This window comes from Halalkalicoccus sp. CGA53, assembly GCF_036429475.1.
Lineage (GTDB): Archaea > Halobacteriota > Halobacteria > Halobacteriales > Halalkalicoccaceae > Natronorarus > Natronorarus salvus.
The window spans coordinates 381601-403836 of sequence record NZ_CP144125.1 but is presented as its reverse complement, the minus strand read 5'-3'; the positions used below and the strand labels follow the sequence as shown (position 1 = coordinate 403836).

At 52.2% G+C, this 22236-nt stretch carries 17 protein-coding genes and 4 pseudogenes; 15 read left to right on the top strand and 6 right to left on the bottom strand.

The genetic code is table 11. The annotated features are described in order from the left end of the window. The first annotated feature begins 1191 nt into the window (after nucleotides 1-1191). Together V2L32_RS03315 and V2L32_RS03310 are read left to right on the top strand one after the other, a co-directional pair. The gene (locus tag V2L32_RS03315; RefSeq protein ID WP_331235047.1) at nucleotides 1192-2037 is read left to right on the top strand and encodes an XdhC family protein; all 846 of its coding nucleotides are present in this window, start codon (nucleotides 1192-1194) and stop codon (nucleotides 2035-2037) included. 5 nt (nucleotides 2038-2042) lie between these two features. After that, nucleotides 2043-2756 carry an FxLYD domain-containing protein gene (locus tag V2L32_RS03310; RefSeq protein WP_331235045.1) on the top strand — a complete coding sequence of 238 codons (714 nt, stop codon included), beginning with the start codon at nucleotides 2043-2045 and terminating at the stop codon, nucleotides 2754-2756. A gap of 50 nt (nucleotides 2757-2806) precedes the next feature. Here V2L32_RS03310 and V2L32_RS03305 read toward each other — a convergent pair whose 3' ends face one another. From V2L32_RS03305 to V2L32_RS03290, 4 genes are all read right to left on the bottom strand, one after another. Beyond that, the gene (locus V2L32_RS03305) at nucleotides 2807-3292 is read right to left on the bottom strand and encodes a hypothetical protein (protein WP_331235044.1); all 486 of its coding nucleotides are present in this window, start codon (nucleotides 3290-3292) and stop codon (nucleotides 2807-2809) included. Between the two features lie 252 nt (nucleotides 3293-3544). After that, nucleotides 3545-4183 (bottom strand): nucleotidyltransferase family protein, encoded by a 639-nt coding sequence (locus V2L32_RS03300; protein WP_331235043.1) that lies wholly within the window; start codon nucleotides 4181-4183, stop codon nucleotides 3545-3547. A 2-nt stretch (nucleotides 4184-4185) separates the two neighbouring features. Then, entirely contained in the window at nucleotides 4186-4590 is a 405-nt protein-coding gene (locus tag V2L32_RS03295; RefSeq protein WP_331235040.1) for a hypothetical protein, read from the bottom strand. A 164-nt stretch (nucleotides 4591-4754) separates the two neighbouring features. Beyond that, on the bottom strand, nucleotides 4755-5768 hold the full coding sequence (locus tag V2L32_RS03290; RefSeq protein WP_331235039.1) for a cytochrome b/b6 domain-containing protein: 1014 nt from the start codon (nucleotides 5766-5768) through the stop codon (nucleotides 4755-4757). A 286-nt stretch (nucleotides 5769-6054) separates the two neighbouring features. On the opposite strand from V2L32_RS03290, the gene V2L32_RS03285 reads away from it, so the two are divergent. The 9 genes and pseudogenes from V2L32_RS03285 to V2L32_RS03240 all read left to right on the top strand — a co-directional run bounded on the left by V2L32_RS03285 (nucleotide 6055) and on the right by V2L32_RS03240 (nucleotide 15855). Beyond that, on the top strand, nucleotides 6055-6741 hold the full coding sequence (locus V2L32_RS03285; RefSeq protein WP_331235038.1) for a (2Fe-2S)-binding protein: 687 nt from the start codon (nucleotides 6055-6057) through the stop codon (nucleotides 6739-6741). 2 nt (nucleotides 6742-6743) lie between these two features. Next, the gene (locus tag V2L32_RS03280) at nucleotides 6744-9149 is read left to right on the top strand and encodes a xanthine dehydrogenase family protein molybdopterin-binding subunit (protein ID WP_331235036.1); all 2406 of its coding nucleotides are present in this window, start codon (nucleotides 6744-6746) and stop codon (nucleotides 9147-9149) included. Nucleotides 9150-9154: 5 nt separating this feature from the next. Then, nucleotides 9155-10144 carry an FAD binding domain-containing protein gene (locus V2L32_RS03275; RefSeq protein WP_331235035.1) on the top strand — a complete coding sequence of 330 codons (990 nt, stop codon included), beginning with the start codon at nucleotides 9155-9157 and terminating at the stop codon, nucleotides 10142-10144. Between the two features lie 49 nt (nucleotides 10145-10193). Further along, a complete protein-coding gene (locus tag V2L32_RS03270; protein WP_331235034.1) occupies nucleotides 10194-10601 on the top strand; it encodes a cupredoxin domain-containing protein in 408 nt (135 codons plus the stop codon). 230 nt (nucleotides 10602-10831) lie between these two features. Further along, entirely contained in the window at nucleotides 10832-11053 is a 222-nt protein-coding gene (locus V2L32_RS03265; protein ID WP_331235033.1) for a hypothetical protein, read from the top strand. 307 nt (nucleotides 11054-11360) lie between these two features. Next, nucleotides 11361-12476, top strand: a complete 1116-nt coding sequence (locus tag V2L32_RS03260; RefSeq protein ID WP_331235031.1) for an alanine racemase — start codon at nucleotides 11361-11363, stop codon at nucleotides 12474-12476. A 312-nt stretch (nucleotides 12477-12788) separates the two neighbouring features. After that, complete coding sequence (locus tag V2L32_RS03255; protein ID WP_331235030.1) at nucleotides 12789-14069, top strand: S8 family peptidase; 1281 nt, start codon at nucleotides 12789-12791, stop codon at nucleotides 14067-14069. An 899-nt stretch (nucleotides 14070-14968) separates the two neighbouring features. Beyond that, nucleotides 14969-15115 (top strand): annotated as a pseudogene (locus V2L32_RS03245) (IS5/IS1182 family transposase); the annotation flags it as partial. 233 nt (nucleotides 15116-15348) lie between these two features. Continuing rightward, nucleotides 15349-15855 (top strand): cupin domain-containing protein, encoded by a 507-nt coding sequence (locus tag V2L32_RS03240; RefSeq protein WP_331235027.1) that lies wholly within the window; start codon nucleotides 15349-15351, stop codon nucleotides 15853-15855. 156 nt (nucleotides 15856-16011) lie between these two features. On the opposite strand, the gene V2L32_RS03235 is transcribed toward V2L32_RS03240, so the two are convergent. Further along, entirely contained in the window at nucleotides 16012-16803 is a 792-nt protein-coding gene (locus V2L32_RS03235) for a sulfite exporter TauE/SafE family protein (protein ID WP_331235026.1), read from the bottom strand. Between the two features lie 500 nt (nucleotides 16804-17303). Here V2L32_RS03235 and V2L32_RS03230 point away from each other — a divergent pair, with 500 nt between their 5' ends. After that, complete coding sequence (locus tag V2L32_RS03230; protein ID WP_331235024.1) at nucleotides 17304-18686, top strand: ATP-binding protein; 1383 nt, start codon at nucleotides 17304-17306, stop codon at nucleotides 18684-18686. Between the two features lie 39 nt (nucleotides 18687-18725). Here the strand turns inward: V2L32_RS03230 and V2L32_RS03225 are convergent. Further along, nucleotides 18726-19416, bottom strand: a pseudogene (locus V2L32_RS03225) (transcription initiation factor IIB); the annotation flags it as partial. Nucleotides 19417-19447: 31 nt separating this feature from the next. Here V2L32_RS03225 and V2L32_RS21095 point away from each other — a divergent pair. The 3 genes and pseudogenes from V2L32_RS21095 to V2L32_RS03205 all read left to right on the top strand — a co-directional run bounded on the left by V2L32_RS21095 (nucleotide 19448) and on the right by V2L32_RS03205 (nucleotide 22087). Further along, nucleotides 19448-20331: pseudogene (locus tag V2L32_RS21095) on the top strand (DUF4397 domain-containing protein). Nucleotides 20332-20649: 318 nt separating this feature from the next. After that, a pseudogene (locus V2L32_RS03210) lies at nucleotides 20650-20772 on the top strand (IS5/IS1182 family transposase); the annotation flags it as partial. 184 nt (nucleotides 20773-20956) lie between these two features. Beyond that, a complete protein-coding gene (locus tag V2L32_RS03205; RefSeq protein WP_409348423.1) occupies nucleotides 20957-22087 on the top strand; it encodes a succinylglutamate desuccinylase/aspartoacylase family protein in 1131 nt (376 codons plus the stop codon). Nucleotides 22088-22236 lie beyond the last annotated feature (149 nt).

Sequence of the window (22236 nt, the reverse complement as noted above, 5' to 3'; positions counted from 1 at the left end):
GAGCGTGCGCGAAGCTGGTATCGAGAGTTCCGTGAAATCGTCCTGATGTGTGTCGTCTACAACATCAAGCGTGTCGTCACACAGTGAAACCAACCGACGTATGGCGATTCACCACGGCCGAAGAATGGAAAAGGAGGTGATCGGAATGTCACAATTCCTCACGAACTCAATAATGGACTTCAGGATCGTATCGACCATGGATGGATAGATGTCACTGATGACTACGGTCGTAAGCCACTTTTTTCGACACCTGAAGGTCGAGCGTCGGACACTACCCTGCGTCGAGATATGTATAATATAACGCGACCCTGTGCATTGGCTGAACCGCCGGACTTTCTTCCAACTGCGTCCTGTAATGGCCCCTATGATGGAAGTAACTGCGAATGTTCTCGAGATGTCATCTTTTCTGCTCGTCCACTTCGAACATGGTCAATAATGCACCAACTTGACCTGGGAATTCCGGTTGAGATACTAAGTGATCGAGCACATGTGTCTGTGCCGGTACTTAAAAAGCACTACGACCTTAGGAGTAAAGAGCGGAAACGGCTGGCACGTAATAAGATAATGTCGGATCTGGTTCCCGGATACTAGGGAGTTTGATGGTCAGCAGAGTTGAGCGGGCTGTTCTAACTATCGGTAAAGCTAATTGCTGCCAGTATACCCTAGAGGCGTCAGTAGGTCGCTTCGCTATTATTCCCGTCCGAATCAGCAAGGATGATCAACTTTGAGACCGTTACAGGCCACTATCACTTCCATTACCTAACCAAATATTTATCTGACAAATATATATATATACAACGTATGCACTACTATTGGTGGGTCAAATATTCCCTCTACGAATACTACGGTAAAAATGGTGTCTTCTAATGACCGAGTTTAATTGAATGTGGGAACGAAGGGTTGCATCAATGTCAGCCGTACTTCCGTCTATACTTTCGAGGAGTGATACACTCCAATTAATAGGGTTAGTCATCTTTTTCGGGGGAGTTGCTACTGGGATGCTACTTGTATTCACCGACCGCCATGGGTATGACCATCCTATCTCTCCTGAGTTGGTCGGTGGTCTCATTTTTGTGGGTATAGCTATAACCGGAATCGGGTGGCTTACTTGGCAAGTTGGATTCTAATGTCGTCAGCCTCTACTATTTCTCGGCAAAGCCTTATTGGGGGAAACCTCTATTTACAGTACTAATGGGACAGTATAGCAGGGTAGATGAGCTGACCGGACAAGGCGAAACTATTGCCTTAGTTACTGTCACAGCAGTTGAGGGCAGTGCCCCACGCGACGTAGGGACGTCAATGATCGTCCACAGTGATGGTCGGATCGAGGGGACAATTGGAGGAGGTACCGTTGAACACCTTTCGAAGACTGCAGCGATAGAAGCAATCGAAGAACGGACGCCACGCCGTGAAACGTGGGAACTTCGACCTGGTGGAAACACAGGGATGGTTTGTGACGGTTCCATGGAAGTATTTATCAACGTACTCGAAGGACAACGTCAATTGATTGTTGTTGGTGGTGGACATATCGCAGTGCCAGTTGTGCGAATTGGGGCAGAGCTAGGATACTCACCGGTCGTAATTGAAGACCGCGATGAGTTTGCAACTTCTGATCGTTTCCCCACGGCTCGCATAATTAACGCAAACGTGGAGGAAGGATTTGATGAAGTGACTGTCACATCAAACACGGCAATCGTAATCGCAACTCGAAATAGTACGCTTGATCAGAGAGCGGCAAAGGAAGGGTTGCAGAGTGATGCGTTCTACGTTGGATGCGTCGCGTCTGAAACCAAAGCGGGCCATATCCGGGACGGATTGCGTGATGGAGACGAAGAATTAATGGATATCAATGAATTGTATGCTCCTATTGGATTGGATTTAGGTGCCGAAACACCCTCGCAGATCGCACTCTCAATACTCTCAGAGGTTGAAGCTGTAAGGACTGGAGCAACCCACCGTTCCCACTCGAAAGATACTAATATTGATGAATCTAGCTCCTCCGACCACTTGAAGTCCTCAAAACTAAAATCCGAATGAGAGGTGTGGATGACCTCTTCCCTAAGATTGTCAACAAAGTCGTCATATTGACAATCGTAGTAGTAACTGCAACAATTCTATTGGTTGGAGTTGGAGTAATCGGTTCAATTGATGTTTCGCCCGCAGATTTCCATTCTTCTGGTGAAGTAATCTCTACAGAAGGATCAATCTATCTGGATCGAGCAGGCGAAACGACAGCAGTAGGTGAGATAGAGAACGATTACGGGGAGGCCATAACGGATATCACCGTCATCGTTTCATTCTATGAAAACGGTGAAGAAGTGGGTTCGGTAGAGACCGAACCGCTCGGAGCGAAAGTTGGAGATGGTCAGACAGTACCTTTCGAGGCTAAATATTCCGAAGAAGGTCAACCGGATAGTTTCTCGGTATCTGTTGACTTTACAGGTACTTCGGAGCCTGCTCCTGAGTTTGATATTGAGCACGAAGAGTCCCACACTGCACAAGATAGCGTCACAGTCTCTGGAACCGCCGAGAATACGGGGGATGGAACAGTAGAACGGCCTGTTGCATTAGCTACGTTCTATAATCAGGAGGGCGAGGTAATTGGAGCTCGATCAGATCGAATTTCGCCTGATTCGCTTGAACCTGGCGAGACAGGGGAGTTCACTATTCGGTATTCGACATTAGGTGATGTGCCTAGCCTCGCTCGAGATTATACAGATTATAGAATCGTGATCGTAAACCAACAAACTAGCTGAACCGGTCTGATCGTGCTTCCAAATTTAGATTCGACCTTTAGATACCGAAGCTACTGTGATTTTTCTGCTTTCGGATTCACTCTACCATCAGAGCGTTTAACGCCTCTCTGAACAACGTATCCGCCTACGAATCCAGCAACCGTCCAAGTGATTGTGAAGAGAATCGCTATACCGAGTGATACTGTGACGAGGTCGACGCCGAGTTCGTTGTAGATGAAACTAGACCAAATCCCTAACCAGCCTAGTAGTAGCAGTATCAATGTAGTCGCAACAGCACCAAATACACCAGCAATTGCACCAATTAGTGGGAGTTCTGCTACCCTTGTCGGATCGACAGAATGCTCTACAGAAGCACCCACCAGTCCCGATAGTATCGGCCATAGCACTAATAACAGAATCCATCCAAGAGTGCCGCCAGCCCCGATTACATATATATGTATGAGTGACAGGATGGTCAACAATGCACCCCCAACAATGTCACCTGTTATTTTCACTGGCGAGTTTGTGCTATTAGATACGGTACTTGTACTATTCATTATTGGCACATTGAGTACCTCTCAAATAACCGTTCCGGTAAGCTATACCATGGGTCAGTAAATATACTGTAGAAGCCAGTCGGCGACTGGTGTTGCAATCAGTCCTGTGATGGTGAACGCCAGTAACCAACCAACAAACGTCCGAAAAGCCGCACGCCGTCCTTCTTCTCCGTATCTAAAATAGGCATTGATGGACCCTATAATCAAGCCGAGCATGATCGAAAGCGCGAACGTATCGAATCCAGCGACCATCTATCTCTCCCGCTTTACTGTCTGTCGATCAGAACTATAGTCTGGTTCGTAATTCTTTACAGCATCCCAGTACTCCGTCGGCGTATCGATATCCACTAGGATCCGATTCGTACTGACCTCTACTTCTACCACTTCGATCTCGTCAGAGTATACGACAGCACGAGCTCCCTCTGTTTCAGGAGCCTCGAGAAGCTTCGTGAAGGTGGACCTACCAAACAGAGCTGGATGCCCTCGGTCACCTTGGTATGCTGGTACAGCGATATCTGCATCGGTATCTTGGAACCGCTGCCAAAGTTGTTTGGCAATATCACTGGTGACACATGGAAAATCGACTGGCCAGAGAAACATTCCTTCTACGCCAAGCGTTTTTGCGTGGTGAACCCCGATCTGTACACTGGAGAGCATACCCGATTCGAAATTCTCGTTGTAGACACTATCGGCTGACGCAAGCTCCGCACGCTCGTTTACCGTCTCCGCTTCATATCCAAGTACTACTAGTTGATTATCGACCCCAGACTCCTGGTAAGTTCCCACGATCCGCTCGACAAATCTGTCTTCACCGAACCAGAGAAGTGGTTTGGGAAACCCACCCATTCGGGTCGATTTCCCCGCAGCGGTTACTAATCCTAACGCGTCCATATTCACTCGTCGAGATGGCCGACTATCTCTTCTAAGAAAAACATCTTCATGACTATCGATTGAAATACCGACATCCCGTTTAGGTTATCGACCTGCTGGGAGGTGATTCGATCCTGCGCGATCAACAAGTCCAGTATCTCCACGGCATCCTCACTTTCAACTTCCATTTGATCTACGACGTCGTAGAAGTGCTCCTCTCCATCGATATCGAATTCCTCAGGGATCTCTTTCCCGGTCGTTACTGAATCTTGGAGAGCTTCGCGGAGCTGGTTGAGATAAATTCGGATCTCTCTTACATCCTTGGTAGGGATCTCTCTCCCGATACCCTGCCCCGCATACGAAATCATGAATTCATACGCCTCTTCTGCACGACTAACTGCTTCGACGAACTCGGAAACACTCGACATGTAAACCCGTGTTGTGGCAACACCACTTAAAAGTGCTAGTAATCATGATTGGAGTCTTCGAGAAGACATTCTCTGTTCAAAGAATCGCCAGCTTTTGCTATTGATTACTGCGATGGTAGCGTGGATGAGCACCGATAATGCAGGAGTGTGGACCGATTTTCCAATTAGTCTGACTGGTTCTTTTTTTCGCCTGACCTCTGATCAGCTTTCTTGGAGGGGCTTGTTTCGCTTGACCCACCATCTGTGGCTGGTGTCTCTGTTCCACCACCAACACCGATATCCCAGCTAGTAGGCGAGTATTTCTCCGCATACGTGTTTCGGGAAACGTACCCAGTGATCATGCTTTTCGTGATCCCCCATTCCTCTGGTCTCAGCGCGAAATATATGTGACCCAGAACTAACCCAACGAGCAAAATCGCGAAGAGGTCATGTAGGACGAACGACCATGTGACGAGTCCCCATCCTGGCTGCCCCAAACCGATACCGAACTGTATACCGAGGAATGTGAATTCTCGGGTCTCACCCCAGAGACCTGGGATAGGGACTCGGCGCAACAGTATGATACCAGTGATGACTACACCGATAGAAGCCCCCGTTACTCCGAGGTGAAGGAATTTCTGAGCGCTGGGGTACTTGAATTGTCTGGGATATTCATCCCGTCGACCGATAAGATGGTTGAATCGAATCCAGAGGTCTTCGATCTCTCTACGCCCGATCCACATCGCCATCCATGTTCCCTTAAACGCAACATGGCCGATATGGAATATTATGTATCCGATGAAGACTATGCTGAAGATTATATGAATGTCTAACCAGGAGAACTCGAGAGGAGGTTGAAGAGTGAGATTCGGATTCATAAGGACGAATCCTGAGAGCATCAGGAGGAACACGGAGATCGCCATTATCCAGTGTGATGCTCGCTGAGTAGCCGTGAACCTGTGGACTTCATCTATGCCCTGTCGTTCCAGATTTCTCTCTACTTCTTGAGGAGACGGTCCGTCTTTTGCAGTGGAATGGTCCGCTGGATTCAGGATGTCCCTCACGATAAAGTGTATTAAAAACACGAAGAACGCGATAAAGGTGAGTATCAAGAGTACGTCCCAACTGAGACCGGTCACTATCTCTTGCCCTCCGGCCCTTTCGTATCGGAATATTTCGAATCCGAGGAGTTCAACCATGAGAACTGGTATCAGTAGTCTGCATTAAAGTTACTGATCCCATTTTCTCTCCAATTATCGTAAAATATTCTATCAGAGGATTCAAAATAAGATATCTTTCTTTCAAATGACTCTTCTTTGAGATGATGGGGTCCGACTGATTACCATCTTCTTCTTATATGGAGCGCAATCCATCTAATAACATCCTCGGAGAATATCATAAAAACGGCTAGAGCTGAGTTTGTACTTACAGAGAATCGATCCGCAACCGGACCTATTATTATTGTGCGAACACAGACATTGGGGTATGGTAAAGGGTGACAAGTGCACCGATGAAGAGACATGTAGCGATTGTCCATCAATTGCAACGGATGGTGGAAGGTCTGATGGTGAAGAAACTCGTTTCAGCCTTTCTCGTCGCGATACGATCAAGGGTGTGATCGGGGGTGGTGTTGTTGCCGCCAACGTATACCTGTTCAACAACATCCGCCAAAGTAGAGTCGCCGCGGAGCCGACCCTCCGAGAGCGTTTCTCGAATCAGATCCAATTGAACGTCAACGGTGAAACCCGCCACGTGAACGTTGACGATCAAGAGCGCCTACTGGAGACTCTTCGGTACAAGATGGGTCTTACTGGCGGGAAGTTTGGCTGTGATCGAGCGATGTGTGGTGCCTGTACCATCGAGGTAGATGGTGAGCCCATCTATGGCTGTACGTACTTCACTCGTGACGCAGTTGGAAAAGAGATCGTCACCATTGAAGGGTTAGAGGAAAACGGCCAGCTCCACCCCCTGCAAGAAGCGTTCATCGAAACCATGGGTGGACAGTGTGCTTACTGTACTCCTGGAATGATCATGTCTGGAAAGGCCTTGTTGGATGAGAATGGTGATCCGTCGCGCGAAGAGGTCCGTCAAGCGTTATCAGGTGTTCTTTGTCGGTGCGGAAATTACGAACAGGAGATTCAGGGTGTACTAGAAGCAGCGGAGAGGATGTAATCATGTCTGAAGATTATATGTACATCGGTCAGGATTTCACTCCACCAGACTCCGTTGCGAAGGTAACTGGGCGAGCGAGATACGCCGAGGATTACATGCTTGACAATATGCTTCACGCGAAGACAGTGAAGTCGCCGTACGCTCACGCGCTTGTTGAGCATATTGATACATCTGAAGCGGAACAAATGTCGGGGGTAGAGGCGGTCGTTACGTTCGAAGACGCGCCGGGAGGTGAGCAATCGGATGGAATCGAATCGATGCAGCCTGCGTTCGATCAGGAACCTCGCTGTTATGGAACACCAGTCGCAGCCGTGGCGGCAGTCGACGAGTACACTGCTGCTGCTGCCGTCGAAGCAATAGACGTGGAGTATCGGGTTCTCGAGCATGTAATCGATCCAATCGAGACCCTGAAGCCAGGTGGACCGAACGCCCGATTAGACGGCAACGCTCCTGGAGACGACGGTGAGGTACAGACAATAAAGTGGGACGAGGCCGATTTCAGTGGCGATTTCCCGGAGAATCCGGGCGAGATGAACTACGGCTGGTCTTTCGGTGATGTAGACGAGGGATTCAGCGAGGCAGATGTAATCATCGAAGACGTCCAACGGGCGCATTCGGTTCCTCAGAACCCAATGGAGCCGCGCTCGACCGTCGCAGACTGGGACAGCAGCGGAGATCTCACCGTTTACGCCTCTTGCCAGAGTGTCCAAACGGCTGCGGCTGGTTTAGCTGGCTATCTCGAGATGGAACTCGACGATCTCACGTTCATCGCGAACTACTGTGGTGGTGGGTTCGGTTCGAAAGCGAGTGCTTACCCAGCCATGGCTGCTCCGGCGATTCTCTCTCGCGAAGCGAACCGACCCGTGAAACTTCGTGGAACGCGGAAAGAGGAGTTCTTCTGGGGTAACGGTCGAACCCAGGTAATCTTCAAATTCCGGATCGGCTTCACTAGTGACGGCGAGATGACGGCGATAGATATTCAGATGATCGGGGATGCCGGTGGGTATGAAACAGGTTGTTTGAACGGTATCAATTCTGCAGCGACCTCCGCCTCAGCACTATTCAACCCACCGAACATGAGCGTTGAAGGATGTGGAGTGTACACTAACACTCCGAAACGCTGGGCCATGCGAGGTCCAGGAGAGAATCAGTTAGCGTTGGCGCTTGCACCTACGATGGGCAAAGCCGCCGATGAACTGGGAATCGACGTGTTTGACCTGTGGAGAATGAATGCAGCTGACCACGGAGATCCCATCGGGGAGAGCCAAGCACCGAATACTTCAGCGTACATGGTGGAGGCGCTCGACGTGATCGCTGAAGATTTCGAGTACGATGAACGTGTAGAACGGAACGGATCTATCGAAGATGGCCGTCTGATCGGTGTCGGTATGGGTGTGGCTGAGCACGGTGCTGGTTCCGTTGGTTTCGACGGTCTAATCGTCATCACACCCGAAGGCGAGGTAGAGGTCCGAACGGGAATTGGAAATCTAGGCACGTATTCTTACGCAGGGGTTTCGCGTGCTGCCGCTGAAACACTCAGAGTACCGTGGGAAGATGTCGTTGTCAAATGGGGACGAAATGACAACCAATCGTGGTCTGTAATTCAGGCTGGCTCAAACACCATATTCACTGAAAGCTTGACCCAACATAGAGCGGCGGAAACAGCTATCGAGTATCTACAGGAGATTGCAGCGGAGGAACTAGGTGGAGAAGCTGATGAATACGTAGTGGAAGGAGGCGAAGTATATCACGAAGAAGACGAAGGCTCCGGACTAACATTCGCTGAAGCGGCGGAACTCGCAGTTGAACTCGGGGGTAGGTACTCTGGCGAGGAGATTCCAGAAGAAGACGACCTCAATCCTGTGACTATCGCGGGTGCTCAGGATGCTATCGGCGAGGGACTCGTTGCTTTCGGGTTTACTTCTCCCGAGGATACTGGGGGCGAAGCAATGGTCCGTTCGTACTGTGCTGGGATGGCTGAGGTCTCCATCGATATCGCAACCGGGAATATAGTCGTTGAGGATCTGCGTGGTGTCTCCGACTGTGGTACTGTGATACATCCGATCAGCGTTAAAGGCCAGGTCGAAGGTGGACTATTACAGGGGCTGGGTTACGCGTTGTACGAGCACTATAATTTCGACGAAGAAACGGGCATCCCCTACAATACTGACTGGTACACCAACAAGACTCCGTCCATTCTGGATTATGGATCTACTGATGGAAGCGCTGTTGACGAGCCTGATCCCTTCGGTGCTCACGGAGCGAAGGGTATCGGTGAGCCACCCTACGGTGCCGGTGCCGTTGCGGTCGCCAATGCGGTCTACAACGCCCTCGGCACAGATCTTGAGCCACCCATGCTTCCGAACAAGGTACTCGATGCACTCGAAAACGGTGAGGCGGAGGTGTAAATTGCATGCAAGACGACATGATTCCCCCGCACAGGCACGTCGATGCCAGCTCCGTGAGTGACGCGATTAGCGTCCTTGAGGAGTACGGCGGAGACGCTACCCTTATTGCGGGGAACACAGACGAAATGGAGTGGTTGAAAAACCGCTCTCGTGCTCCGGATGTTGTTGTAGATCTGAAAAACATCGATGACCTCCATGGAGTAGAGGAATCGGACGATGGGGGCCTACGTATAGGTGCACTAACATCACTGAGCGATGTCAGCCGGGATGGTATGGTTCAGGACGACTACCCTATTATCGCAGAATCAGCTGACGCAGTCGCCACACCGCAGATTCGAAACCAAGGAACGATTGGTGGGAACCTAGCGCAGGACTCTCGATGCTGGTACTATCGAGAAGATTTCGACTGCTATCGAGCAGGTGGAAACACGTGCTATGCGACGACCGGGGACGCACGTGAGCATGCTCTTACCGATTATTCTCGCTGTATTACTGCGAACCCTTCAGACGTTGCGCCCGCACTGATCGCACTGGACGCAGAGGTCCTCATAGAGGGCCCCTCTGGAGAGCGAAGGCAGTCTGTCGAAGATTTCTTCGTCGGCCCGGAAACCAATATAACTGTGATGAACACCCTCTCACAGCGAGAGGTCCTCAAAGAGATAATCGTCCCCGCTACGTGGCAGGGAGCGACGTATTACTACGAGAAGGTTCGTGATCGTGAGGCATGGGACTTCGCACTCTTGAACTTGGCTGTCACGATCTCGAATTCCGGGGGATCGGTTTCTGATTCGAGATTGGTTAGTAACGGGCTCGCACCGGTTCCGAAACGGTTGACAGAAGCAGAAGAAGTGATCAATGGGAACGAATTAAGCGAGTCGAGAATCGAGCAGGCAGCAGAATCGATTCTACCGAATGCTGACCCGTATCCGACGAACGAGTACAAGATCCCCTTGGCTCGAAACGTTCTGGAGCGAGGGCTCGCAAGCGCTAAATGAGATAATCTTGAAACGGCGTAAATTGCTAACTATCGCGAGTTTGCCGATAGTGAGTGCGACCGGTTGCATCCAAGGTGACGACGAACCGGAAGAGGAAGACGATGAGAGTGAGGTTTCGGAGGATTCGTGGCACAGTAGGGTGGATTTTGAAGGAGATGTCGACCAAGAAATATACGTAGAAGCTCGCTCGTATGAGTTTAGTCCCGGATCCGACGAACCAGTGACGGTCTCGCTGGACGATCAGGTCGGTCTGGCAATGACCTCGCTCGATGATGGATACCACATGGGTCACGGATTTGGAATCGAAACCTATGGGGTAGAAGTCGAAGCAACACGAGGTGCAGTCGATTCAACGGTCTTTCTTGCTGACGAGCCAGGAGAGTTCGAAATTAGATGCACGGTTCCGTGCAGTGACGGTCATACCGGGATGACTGGTACCTTCCTTGTTGAGGAATAGCTACGCGAAGCTACCTCCAGTTTTATCTGCCGTGTTGAATACGGTCTCTGAGCGCGAACTATTCGAACCGACGCTGAGGATCGTCGTTGAGAACTCCTGACAGGGCACATAGGATTGACGGTAGTGCTGAACCACCACTATTCAATAGTGCAGTTTTATCCGTATTTGCCTCAGCTGTCGAGAAATCCCTATACCCATAATACTATCACTCCGAGGTGAGATCAAAGGGCATGATACGAAGATCGTTTATACTGGCGATTGGAACAGGAACACTACTCCTTGCAGGTTGTACAGATAATGAGGGTGAGGAATCCGAAGCAGCAGGGGACGATGCTGAAGAGGAGGACGATGCCGCAGAACAGCCTGGAGAGGACGAACCTGAATTAGACGAAGAAGAAGACGATACCGAGGAAGTGCCGGAAGAGGAGGATGACGATACTGATCCGGATTAATTCATAGGGATTAGCGTAGATCCTCATACTTTCCAGTATGACAGAATAAAGATATGTTGAATCGGCGTGCAAGACTTAGAACATGGGACCCATATTATATTCAAGCCGAATTGGTTGAATCAGCCGTTTTAGAATTGCGGATCTTGCTGACGTGTTCCGTCAATCCAGCTCTTTACGACGGTCGCAGGATCTCTATGAATAATCGCGCCGGTACTGAACAGGATCTGCTATCATCTTTTGTTAAAACCCCATGTTATTGTATCCAAGGGGCCTTCATCGAGATATGTCTATTAGGACGACAGACGAGATGGGACCGACGATCTATCAACCGGTCGATGATCTCGAAACCCCGGCGTTGCTCGGCGATATCGATACGATGGAGCGAAACATCGAACAATACGTCGCTTTCGCCGACAAGAACGACGTCGTGCTCCGTTCACACGTCAAGACACACAAGAACGCCGAACTCGCGGCACTCGAAGACGGGATGACGGGTGGTGGCGGTATCTGCTGTCAAACACTGGGAGAGGTGGAAACGATGGCGCGAAACGGAATCGACGACATCTATCTCTCGTATCAGGTCGTCGGCGAACGGAAACTCGACCGGTTCTGTTGGCTCTCGCAGAAGGTCGAGAAGCTGGCGACGACAGTTGACTCGGCCGCGACGATAGACATCCTCCAGGACGCCGCTCGCGACCACGAAACGACGGTCGACGTCATCCTTGAGATCGACGTGGGATTGCATAGAACTGGCGTCGGTCCTGGCCCCGAGGCCGTGGCTCTCGCGGAACGGGTCGACGAGGCGGCCAATCTTGAGTTCGACGGCGTCCTCGCGTACGAGTCGCACGTGAAAGCCGAAGCCGAGACCGAATCGGAGTTCGACGAGCTGTGCTGGGAGGCGATGGAATTAGCCCAGAACGTGGTCGAGGACATCGAGGCTGCTGGAATCTCCGTAGAAGAGGTGAAGGTCGGCGGGACAGCGACGTCAGGGTACAGTGGCAAGCATCCGGTGGTCACAGAGATCAATCCGGGAATGTACCCCTTCAACGACGTCGGGGAACTTGAACTCCGGCCGTGGGAGGTGTCGAAGGACGACTGTGCGGCGACGGTCCTCACGACGGTCATCTCCGTACCGGACGACGATAGACTCATAGTCGACGGGGGAAGCAAGACGTTCTCGCTGGATAAACCTCAAATGCCAGTCCCCAAGAATCGTGACGACATCGAGTACGTCAACGCCAGTGAGGAACACGGTTGGATTGACACCAGCGCCTCAGACGAGTCGTTTGCGGTCGGCGACCGACTGGAATTCATTGTCCCCCATGTCTGTACGACGATTAACCTCCACGACCTCATCATCGGCGTTCGCGATGACCGGGTCGAAGAGTTCTGGGCGGTACAGGCGAGAGGAAAGGTCCGGTAACGACGCCGTCTGCGAGCGGACAGCCATGAGTATAGGATGACTCGCTCTGAATAATTTCTGAGCGGTAGTGAGCGATCACAAGGTTCGTAAATCGAACACAATCTCAGGCGACATTTACGCACGTACCTTACACGGTTCATCCTATCTATCCGATCCCAAATAGCATTCACCTGCAAGACTTAGAGGATGAGTGCAGCACGATGGTTCTAACCCCGAGCAAGCGAGGGACTGCGTTCGTGACCATCTCGGTATTAAACCATTATATACATTCGACACACTTAAGTATAATATGAATGGACTGACATTCGTACTATGAAGTACACCAGGCGATCAATAGTCAAAGGCGCAGGCGCAACCGGAGCAACACTGCTGTTCAGCGGCCTTGCATCGGCGAGCGACGGACAGGCGCGTTACATCGCGCGGACGAACGGAGGGGGGGCCGACGTGGAATCCGCTGGGTTCGACATACTGAACGAACTCCCGGACGGAAGGGTTTTGTTGGTCGCTGGTCCGGACGACGCGGTCGACGACCTCGAACGCGCCCGAGGCGTCACCGCCGCGGTGCGGGACCTCGAAGTCGAACTTGAACCGGTCATCGAGGACGAGCACGACGAGATTCCGGACGAACCCGACGACGTCTACGATTCGCTTCTGTGGGACAAGCAAGTACAGGAGGTACGCGAAGCACGGGAGCACGCCACGGGCGAAGGGACGACGGTAGCGATTATCGACACGGGCGTCGACGAGACCCATCCCGACCTCTCGAACCTCAACGTCGACGACAGCGCCGCTATCATCGACGGCGAAGTCGAGGACCACATAGGCGACCCGAACGGACATGGTACCCACGTTGCGGGAACGGCGGCCGCGACTGGCGAAGAGGTCATGACCGGGACGGCCCCCGACGCGACAATTGTCTCCGTGGACGTACTGGGGTACGGCACCGGTACGTTCGGCGACATCATGGTCGGGATGGAGTACGCCGCCGACGTCGGCACGGATGCCGCCAACATCAGCCTCGGCTTCATGATGGCTCCGCAGGAGTTCGCCGAATTCGACGACAACGTCGGGATGTACCGCCAGATGTTCGAACCGGTCGCCAACTACGGGCGACGCAAGGGAACACTGTACGTCGGGTCGGCTGGCAACGACGAGACCAACCTACAGGGTGGCTGGCTCCGTCTCTGGAACGGGCTATCGGGGGTCATCGGCGTTAGCGCCACTGGGCCGAACGACAAACTCACGTTCTACTCGAACTGGGGGCGGAACGACGTCGACATCGGCGCGCCCGGTGGCGGCTACGAGACGCTGGAGAAGACGCTCATTGAAGACCCCGACGAGGTGGAGTGGCCATACCCACTCAATCTCGTGTTCTCGACGTACCCCGATGGGTACGCGTGGTTGGCGGGGACATCGATGGCGGCTCCGCAGGTCACTGGTCTTGCCGCACTCGTGCGCGAACTCGATGAGGGCGCGAACCCGGAGCAAGTACTCGAAGCCATCCGACAGGGAGCGGAGGTCGCGGACAACCGCGGCGACTCCGAACTCGGCGCGGGGCGCGTCAACGCACTGAACACGGTCGAGCGGTTCTAAGACGGGATCAAGCCGAAATCAAACCAGCGCATTATTTTTTATTCCGAAACCTTCGAAGATAGCAGTCGCTGTCTGCCCCGCGATGAACCCGAACAATATAATTAGATAGTCGCTATTCGGAAGCAGATTGTTGGTCGGTATCCGAGGCTTCTGGATCGGGGAGCGAACACCCGGTCTAAGCTGGTGAGAACCCCATGTAGGTCGCGAGGTCTCCCTGTTCCCTGCTCGTGAAACCGATAGAGGGCTCTCCACCAACCATGTACTTCACAAGAGGGAGGAAAAAATACTCTCTTGGCTATACGATAAGATGCAGTGGACCAGCTACTACAACGCTTGATGAGCTCGTCTATCGATCAATTACTACTATAATCTTCACCGAGATAATTGAGTGGTATAACTAGGCGTATCGGTCATAGGTGCCCTATCGAACGAATTGGCACTCCGACAAATGGACTGGTAGGTTAAGCCGGATTTGCTCACCGCAGAACGGACAGTTATCGATACGAAGGTCGTGATTCCCCCCCTGTCCTCGGGGGTTCCCCGAATGATTTCCACGCATACTCCGGTACTTTGGGATCATACTGTATAAACAATGAGAGCCTGACCTGGATTGTTGGTCAGCTCGCTGCAGTTGTTTGAAGTCGTAGCGGTCAAGGGTGGCACGTTCGCGCCACCCGACAAACGATAATTCAATCAAGACGTTCGTCTCGGAGTGTCGTGCGACAAATCTGCTGGCACAGTTTCACTGGCGTAACGGTGTCTATTACCCGCGCTGCCGTACAGAATCAAGAGTAATTAGCGTAACCTTTGAACGTCCCAAACCTGTAAGCTAAGTCCCCTCATACCGTCGATCCCAGTCTCGGTGACAGTGTATTCAAACGGTGTGCAGAGCACTCACCGCCTGCGACCTGCTCAGCCTCGCCGCTGATAAAGGCTACGACGATATGAGCTTCCGCGATGAACTCCGGTCTGAAGGCGTGAGACCGCTGATCAAGCATCGCGTCTTCGCACCGTATGATCACGCGTACAACACGCGAATTAAAGACGATCTGACTTTGTTGGAACCCTCAGAGCGTGACAGAAATGACGTGCAAGATCAGAGGCTGTAGTCAGCAGCGAGGCTGTCTTTTGTTCACGCTGAACTCGTTGAACCAGCCGTTCAGTGAACGTGCAAAGTGAACGTCTGTTTCAATACCCAGAACGGCGGAACAATACTGTCAGAATTGGTCACTAGTGTGAATATAGATACCGAAATATAGCAATACGACGTATTCAATGTATGAGTGACAGCGAGAACAATTCACGGATCGTCAACATAAACGACTCAAATTGGACGGGAGAAGACGAGGACGGTGGACGATGGAAACGCCTCGCGCGGGAGACGGGTGGAACCCATCTCGGCTGTACGCTCGAAAAGATTCAACCCGGTGGTTGTCCAGCAAATTATCACTATCACCTTGCCAATGAGGAAGCGTTGTACGTTATTGAAGGAAGAGGAACCCTCAGAACCCCTGAAGGGAACAACGTAATCGGGCCGGGGGATTACGTCGCGTTTCCGGTCGGTGAGGCGGGAGCACACGCGGTTGAGAACACGTCGGATGGGGTACTCAGGTGTCTCTTTTTCTCTACGATGCACGAACCCGATGTGATCGTGCGTCCGGACGAGAAGAAATTATACGTAAACGCTGGCGCAGCGCCCGGGAAGCCATCCGAAGAACGAACCTTCGAGGCATCCTTTTCTTTCGGCGGTGCTCCAACTGATAGGGATCATCGTAGGAGTTCGTAGTTCCTCGATCACGGATCGAACGACACCAGTGAGATCTGTGCCTGAGGGATCCGGGTGGCTACGATTATCCCTCTGAATTCGGCCGGTTGAAACCGTCTCGGTCAGGACTTGAGTCTCGGCAATTCGTCACTCGCAGCTTTAACCGAAGGTAGATCGTTACAGCGCAATCACTGGGGATATCAACAGAAGGACCACGCCGAGGGCGATCCGAAGTCGTCCCTCTGCAACCAAGTGGGCAACCCGCCACCCGACGACGACACCGATCAATTGTGGAACTCCAACAAGGATCGCGATCGGGATCGAGACCGCGTCTCCGAGGAAGTAGCCAGCCGTCGCGAAGCCGGAGATGAATATTGACTGAACCTGTGCGACCGCTAGTGCCGTAAGCATCGGCACTCCGAGGAGTACCAGAATGGGAACGCCGATTACGGGACCACCGACACCGAGCAACCCGCCGATGAAACCGACGCCGAATCCGATCGTTCCAAGCGTACCTCGTCGTTGCCCGGTGGAGATCAACTGAACGTGGTTCGACGGTTCAAATCCGTGGACCTCTCGATAGAGAATGATGCCCCCAACCACGGCGACGAATACCGCTAACAAGTAGCCGAAGACTTCGTCCGAAATAACGAGGTTCGCCTGCGAGCCGGTGTACGCACCAATAATGCTCATTCCACTCAAGATGATCGCCATCTCGCGGGCAAATCCCTCGGCGAAATCTCCCGACCGCTGGAAGAGGCCTGCGGCGAGTAAACCCGTGAAGATAAAGGTCAAACTCGCTGTGCCGGCAACCTCTGCAGAGGAGATTGGTACCAACAAGAAGAGAGCGATCGTCACAAAGATCCCGCCCGGTCCGATCGCACTGATCCCGACGCCAGCGACCAGCGCAATGACGAACAGCAACACGGCCATCTCAAGAGAGATAATCGCTAAAACCACGTCAGCCACCCTCACCAGACGGACTGACAGGGATCATCGTAGTCACGCGAATCTCGTGGGCTCACACCTCATCGATGTCGTCCGATCCGGGATCGAGGAACTATGAACAACTACGATCATCCCTACGAGAATGACGAATGGTGGGGCCAGCTTTGTTCTTTTCGCGGGATTTTGCTCGGATGGTTCTGAATATGATACCATGAAATTTAGCTTCCAGTCGATGCTCACTGCATAGCCTGTATCGACCGATCCGGGCTAACTGTTTCTGAAGGAAATTCCAGACGAGGTTTGTGTTCTATATCTTGTACGACTTCGTCGTGCGTATAACTCTAAGGTGATTCGCTCTCGAAGCTACGATAATTGCTGGTTGGCAGTCCGAGTGAGCACTCTGTGCCCGATTGAGAGTGTACGTAGTCGAAGAGGGAATCTCTAAATAGCCAATTTTTAATTAGCCTATTTTAGAATAGTCTATCCGGAAGTGTTATTCTCCACTGGAATAGAGGAGGCATATGAAGCGCTTCGTGAACCGGGAAGACGAACTCTCACGGCTACGCGGGTGCTACGAATCCGACGATGCCGAAATGGTCGTCCTTTTCGGTCGACGACGCCTTGGGAAGACACAGCTCGTACAGCACTCGTTGTCCGACCGCGACGATGCAGTCGTCTATCAGGCAACAGAAACCACCTCTCAGATACAACTCGACGAGTTCGTCGATACCGCGTCCGAGAATTTCCCCAGCATCACGCAGATCAAACAAAACTGGGAATCGCTGCTCGGGTACCTCGGCGACCACAACGGCATTGTGATCCTCGACGAATTCCCCTACCTCATTGACGCTGATGAGAGCCTCCCGTCGGTAACTCAGCGGTTGTGGGACCAGCGGTTCCAGAACACCTCGGGAACGCTCATTCTGGTCGGGTCGTCGATCAGTATGATGGAAGAAGCAACGCTTCTCGGGAACAGTCCTCTATACGGGCGGTTCACAGAAAGACTCGACCTCCGCCCCCTGGCCTTCTCCGCTGCACAGAAGTTCATGCCAGACGACTACTCACCTGAGGAGCGGATCTTCACGTGGGGGATCTTCGGTGGCGTCCCGTACTACCTCGATGGCATCGATCTCAACAAAAACCTCGGAACAGTCCTAACCGACGAACTGCTTTCGCAGAAGGGGTATCTCCATAACGAACCGGAGTACGTGCTCCGAACCGAACTCAGGGACCCGAATCGGTATTTTGCGATCCTCACCGCGATTGCCGCGGGAAAGACGACGTCGAACGAGATCGCCCAAGCAGTGGGGATCGACGGGAAGCAGATTTCGACGTACACCCAGAAGTTAGAACGGTTGCGACTCATCGAGCGTGAGGTCCCGATCACCGAAGAGAAAGCCAAGTCACGCCGCGGGCGCTACCGAATCCTCGATCCCCTGTTCCGCTTCTGGTTCCGTTTCGTCTACGGCAAGGAAACTCGATACGAACGGCTGGGTGAGGATGCGTACGAGGCGGTCATCGAACCAGAGCTTCCCGATTTCGTTAGTCAGGAGTTCGAGACCCTGTGTCAGGATGCGCTTCCGAACCTCTACCCGGAAAAGACGTTCCTCGACATCGGCCGATGGTGGTACAAGGAACACGAAGTTGACGTGGTTGGATTCACCACAGACGGAACCATGGTGGTAGGAGAATGCAAGTTCACCAACGCGCCTCTCGACTATGGTGCTCTCGCCTCGCTCGAAGACCATGCTGGCGAAATCCGCTGGACGCCAGATACCGGTGACAGTGACACAGAATATGCGGTATTCACACGAAGCGGCGCAACACAGTCAGTTCAGGAGGCTGTGTCTGAGCGGGAAGACCTGCGATCATTCGAACTAGCTGACGTCACACAACACGCTTGAGAACGATAGCTGCCGTGACCCTATCCTAGGGGGCATCAAAAGGCCCATCGCCTTGATCTGTTCCCGATACCGGTTTTGGATGGTGACTTCAGTAACGTGGGCAACCTCGGCGACCTCGCGCTGGGTCTGTTTCTCGCTACAAAGTAACGAGGCTGAGTAGCTGGCTGCGGCAGCGTAGCCCGTCGGGGATTTCCCTGAAAGCAGACCCTGTTCGATGGTCGTATCGATGATCTCATTGGCCTTCACCTGGACCACTTCGCTCAAGTCGAGTTCCGAACAAAAAGCGAGGGACGTACTTCTTCGGATCAACAGGCGTCATTTCGAGGCCAAGTTCGTGAGAGATGTAGCGATACGTCCGCTCGATCTCCTTTCGTTCGACCCGTGAGACCTCGCTGACCTCCTCTAAACTGCGCGGAATACCCTCCATGCGACACGCGGCGTACAGTGCTGAGGTGGCGACCCCTTCGATAGAACGCCCTCGAATGAGATTCTCCTTCAACGATCGGCGGTAGATCACGCTGGCGACCTCGCGTACTGATCGTGGGACGCCAAGCACGCTCGCCATCTGGTTGATCTCGGAGAGTGCGAATTGGAGGTTTCGTTCGCCGGCGTCTTTCGTTCGGATGCACTCTTGCCACGTGCGTAGCCGGTGCATCTGATTGCGCTTTTCCGAAGAGAGTGAGCGTCCGTACACATCCTGGTTCTTCCAGTCGATCTGGGTTGTGAGCCGGAGGTAATAAACGGTACCGAGCTCGTTCCGAATGTTCCGAAACAGGCTTGCTTCAAGGTATAGATGCCTATCTGCCATATCTGGGAGTTTATTTACTCAGGCGTGGGGTCGACAGAGCAGAACTTTGATGACTGACATAAGAAGGCGACGACTCATACAGGTTGGGAGTGGAGTAGTGCTTCTTGGAGCTGCTGGCAGCTACGCACTCGCTGACAGCCACGACAGCGAAGAGGAAACTGACAACGAGAGCAGTCGTGACGATGATGAGAACGGCAACGAAGCGGAAGAGTCGGGCCTTACGAGCATTGTAAACCTCGTACCTGGTGTTGGGGGTTTTGATTTCTATATTAATGAAGATCTGGTTGCAGAAGATCTGTCATTCGAGGGAGTGACTGGGTATTTCGATCTTACCCCGGGAACTACGAGGTGGAGATCACTCTCGCAGGAGATCCTTCGGCGTGGCTGCTAGCTGAGGACGTCGAATTCCCCTCGGGAGACTCTACGTTGGTGTCGATCGGTGAGAGTGGAACGGCCGCCGACGACGTAACGCTTGAATTCGTCGTACTTGAAGACGACAACTCCGATCCGGAGGAAGGGAATGCTCGTGTACGTGTGTTCCATGCATCTCCAGACACACCAAACGTCGACGTGACTACCGCTACGACAGGTGATGTACTGTTTGAGGACGTCTCATACGGGGAGGAGGACTATACTGAGGTAGCTGCTGGCGATTTCCGGATATGCGTCTACACAGCAAGCGATCATGATGAAGCAGTCGGCGCTGTCAACATTGAACTCGAGGAGGGCACTGTCTACTCATTATTCGCAACTGGATATCTCGAGCAGGAAGCAGAGCCGTTACTGAACCTCCTCCTTCCGACGGATAACGTAGCGCCAGGAGACCCACGCCTCTAAGCCAGGTCAATACTCGACCTCGGAATCGACCGCTCAGGACTTATCGAACATTTACAAAATAAGCTATTAGCTCTGATGTAGTGCACAATCGCGGAAACATAGGTCAAGGTTTCGTTTCGGTAGGCTCCGTCGGGATATAACCAGGTCCAGATATCGTCGTTTCCAACGGCTTCGTCCGCAGTGTAAACCGCTGATTTCTTCGGCTGTTTTGTTCCAGAGAGTGACGTTCTCTTCAGTATCAAGGGCATTGATCCACACGTTCTCGCTCTGGAGGATTGCTTCTCGAAGTTGGTTTAAATCTCTGAGTTCATCGTTGGCGGGCGCGGACGTGCCCGAGGCCGCGTCCACGCACGAACAGAAGTAATCCTTGCACTGTGTCTCTGGATCGTCGTTGCAATCACCAATTTCGAGCGAGGAGATGATCCGGGTCGTGAGATGCTCAAGCTCCGAGATGGATTCTATGACACGCTCAGACTGATTATTCCTCAAGACCGTAAGACGGTAAATGGTATGATTGAACGTGGATGCCGAAAGAGAGATGGCAGGCTAAGGCAACCTCTTTTCGTTCATAAGTCTCCTACAAGACGGGACAGTGTCATCAGATCACACCGGTAAGGGAGCCTTCATCTTCGATTCACCAGGCGATTCAGAGGAGAAACAACGAGTGGAGGCAGGAGAGAAACGACAGTTCGAGTATGAAGTCGGCGAAAATTATCTGGACCAACCGGTCAAGATCCCCATCACGATCATTAATAGCGAGCAGTCTGGACCACGGCTTTTTCTCACTGCTGCGGTTCACGGTGACGAAATAAATGGAGTGAAAGTTATTCAACGGGTCACGAATCAGTACGATCCGACTGACATTCACGGGACTCTTGTCTGTATTCACGTAGTTAACGTGCCCGGCTACCGAACGGAACAGCGGTATCTGCCGATATACGGCCGAGATTTGAACCGATCATTCCCGGGCTTAGCAGACGGGTCAGAGGCGTCGCGGATGGCACAGATGATTTACAACCAGTTCCTGGAACAGTGTGATATGGGCATAGATTTCCACACGTCAACCCGAAATAAGTTGACATTGATGCATGCACGAGCGGACATGGACAATGAGGGTGTGAGTCGTCTTGTCCGCGGGTTCGGTTCCGAACTGATACTGACCGGTGCCGGTACTGAGGGATCATTACGGCGGGAATGCACAGAGAACGGAATTCCGACAGCCACAATCGAGATGGGTGAAGCAGATCGATTCCAGCCTGTATTGATTCAGCGAGCGGTGAATGGGGTTCAGAACGTCATGGCAGCGTTTGATCTATTGCCCGAGACGAAACCCCGGTCACCGACGTTCGAGAAGGTGCTTAATAGTGAGGGTGAGAAAACGTGGCTTCGCGCAGACACTGGCGGACTTGTGGACATGAAGTGGGGACCACATCCTATCGTTGACGAAGGGGAGACAGTATGTGTGATCTCGGATCACTTCGGAGAAGAAAAACACGTTATTGTGGCGCCATATCCGGGGCTGCTCATTGGAATTCTGGCCAATCCACGGGTTCTACCCGGTCGGCCACTAATACACTTGGTCAAACTCTCCGAAGACGAACGTGACGCAGCCGTGTCCACATTCGAGGAAATCGGATTCCAAGCACTGCGGACCTTTCACTGGATGGGAGAGAGGAGTGATGAGATCGTTGAAGCGACCCTCAAGTCCAGTAAAGATGAATCAGAAAGCGACGAAAAGGAAAATGACTCGTTATAAATTTGACCCATTTTATGACTAATAATCATCATCATTTACTGATTTTAATTAGGGATAACTAGCTTTTGAAAGAAGGAATATCACTTTAATCCGTGCTCACGATGTGGGCAAATTGTTGATTGCAGTGGAATTTCCGTTTCACAGTTCGG

Excerpts from the sequence above, each read along its gene's own strand:
- V2L32_RS03240 (WP_331235027.1), top strand. The coding sequence starts at position 15,349 with ATGAGTGACAGCGAGAACAATTCACGGATCGTCAACATAAACGACTCA.
- V2L32_RS03275 (WP_331235035.1), top strand. The coding sequence starts at position 9,155 with ATGCAAGACGACATGATTCCCCCGCACAGGCACGTCGATGCCAGCTCC.
- V2L32_RS03295 (WP_331235040.1), bottom strand. The coding sequence starts at position 4,590 with ATGTCGAGTGTTTCCGAGTTCGTCGAAGCAGTTAGTCGTGCAGAAGAG.
- V2L32_RS03260 (WP_331235031.1), top strand. The coding sequence starts at position 11,361 with ATGGGACCGACGATCTATCAACCGGTCGATGATCTCGAAACCCCGGCG.
- V2L32_RS03290 (WP_331235039.1), bottom strand. The coding sequence starts at position 5,768 with ATGGTTGAACTCCTCGGATTCGAAATATTCCGATACGAAAGGGCCGGA.
- V2L32_RS03315 (WP_331235047.1), top strand. The coding sequence starts at position 1,192 with ATGGGACAGTATAGCAGGGTAGATGAGCTGACCGGACAAGGCGAAACT.
- V2L32_RS03255 (WP_331235030.1), top strand. The coding sequence starts at position 12,789 with ATGAAGTACACCAGGCGATCAATAGTCAAAGGCGCAGGCGCAACCGGA.
- V2L32_RS03265 (WP_331235033.1), top strand. The coding sequence starts at position 10,832 with ATGATACGAAGATCGTTTATACTGGCGATTGGAACAGGAACACTACTC.
- V2L32_RS03285 (WP_331235038.1), top strand. The coding sequence starts at position 6,055 with ATGGTAAAGGGTGACAAGTGCACCGATGAAGAGACATGTAGCGATTGT.
- V2L32_RS03230 (WP_331235024.1), top strand. The coding sequence starts at position 17,304 with ATGAAGCGCTTCGTGAACCGGGAAGACGAACTCTCACGGCTACGCGGG.
- V2L32_RS03305 (WP_331235044.1), bottom strand. The coding sequence starts at position 3,292 with ATGAATAGTACAAGTACCGTATCTAATAGCACAAACTCGCCAGTGAAA.
- V2L32_RS03280 (WP_331235036.1), top strand. The coding sequence starts at position 6,744 with ATGTCTGAAGATTATATGTACATCGGTCAGGATTTCACTCCACCAGAC.
- V2L32_RS03300 (WP_331235043.1), bottom strand. The coding sequence starts at position 4,183 with ATGGACGCGTTAGGATTAGTAACCGCTGCGGGGAAATCGACCCGAATG.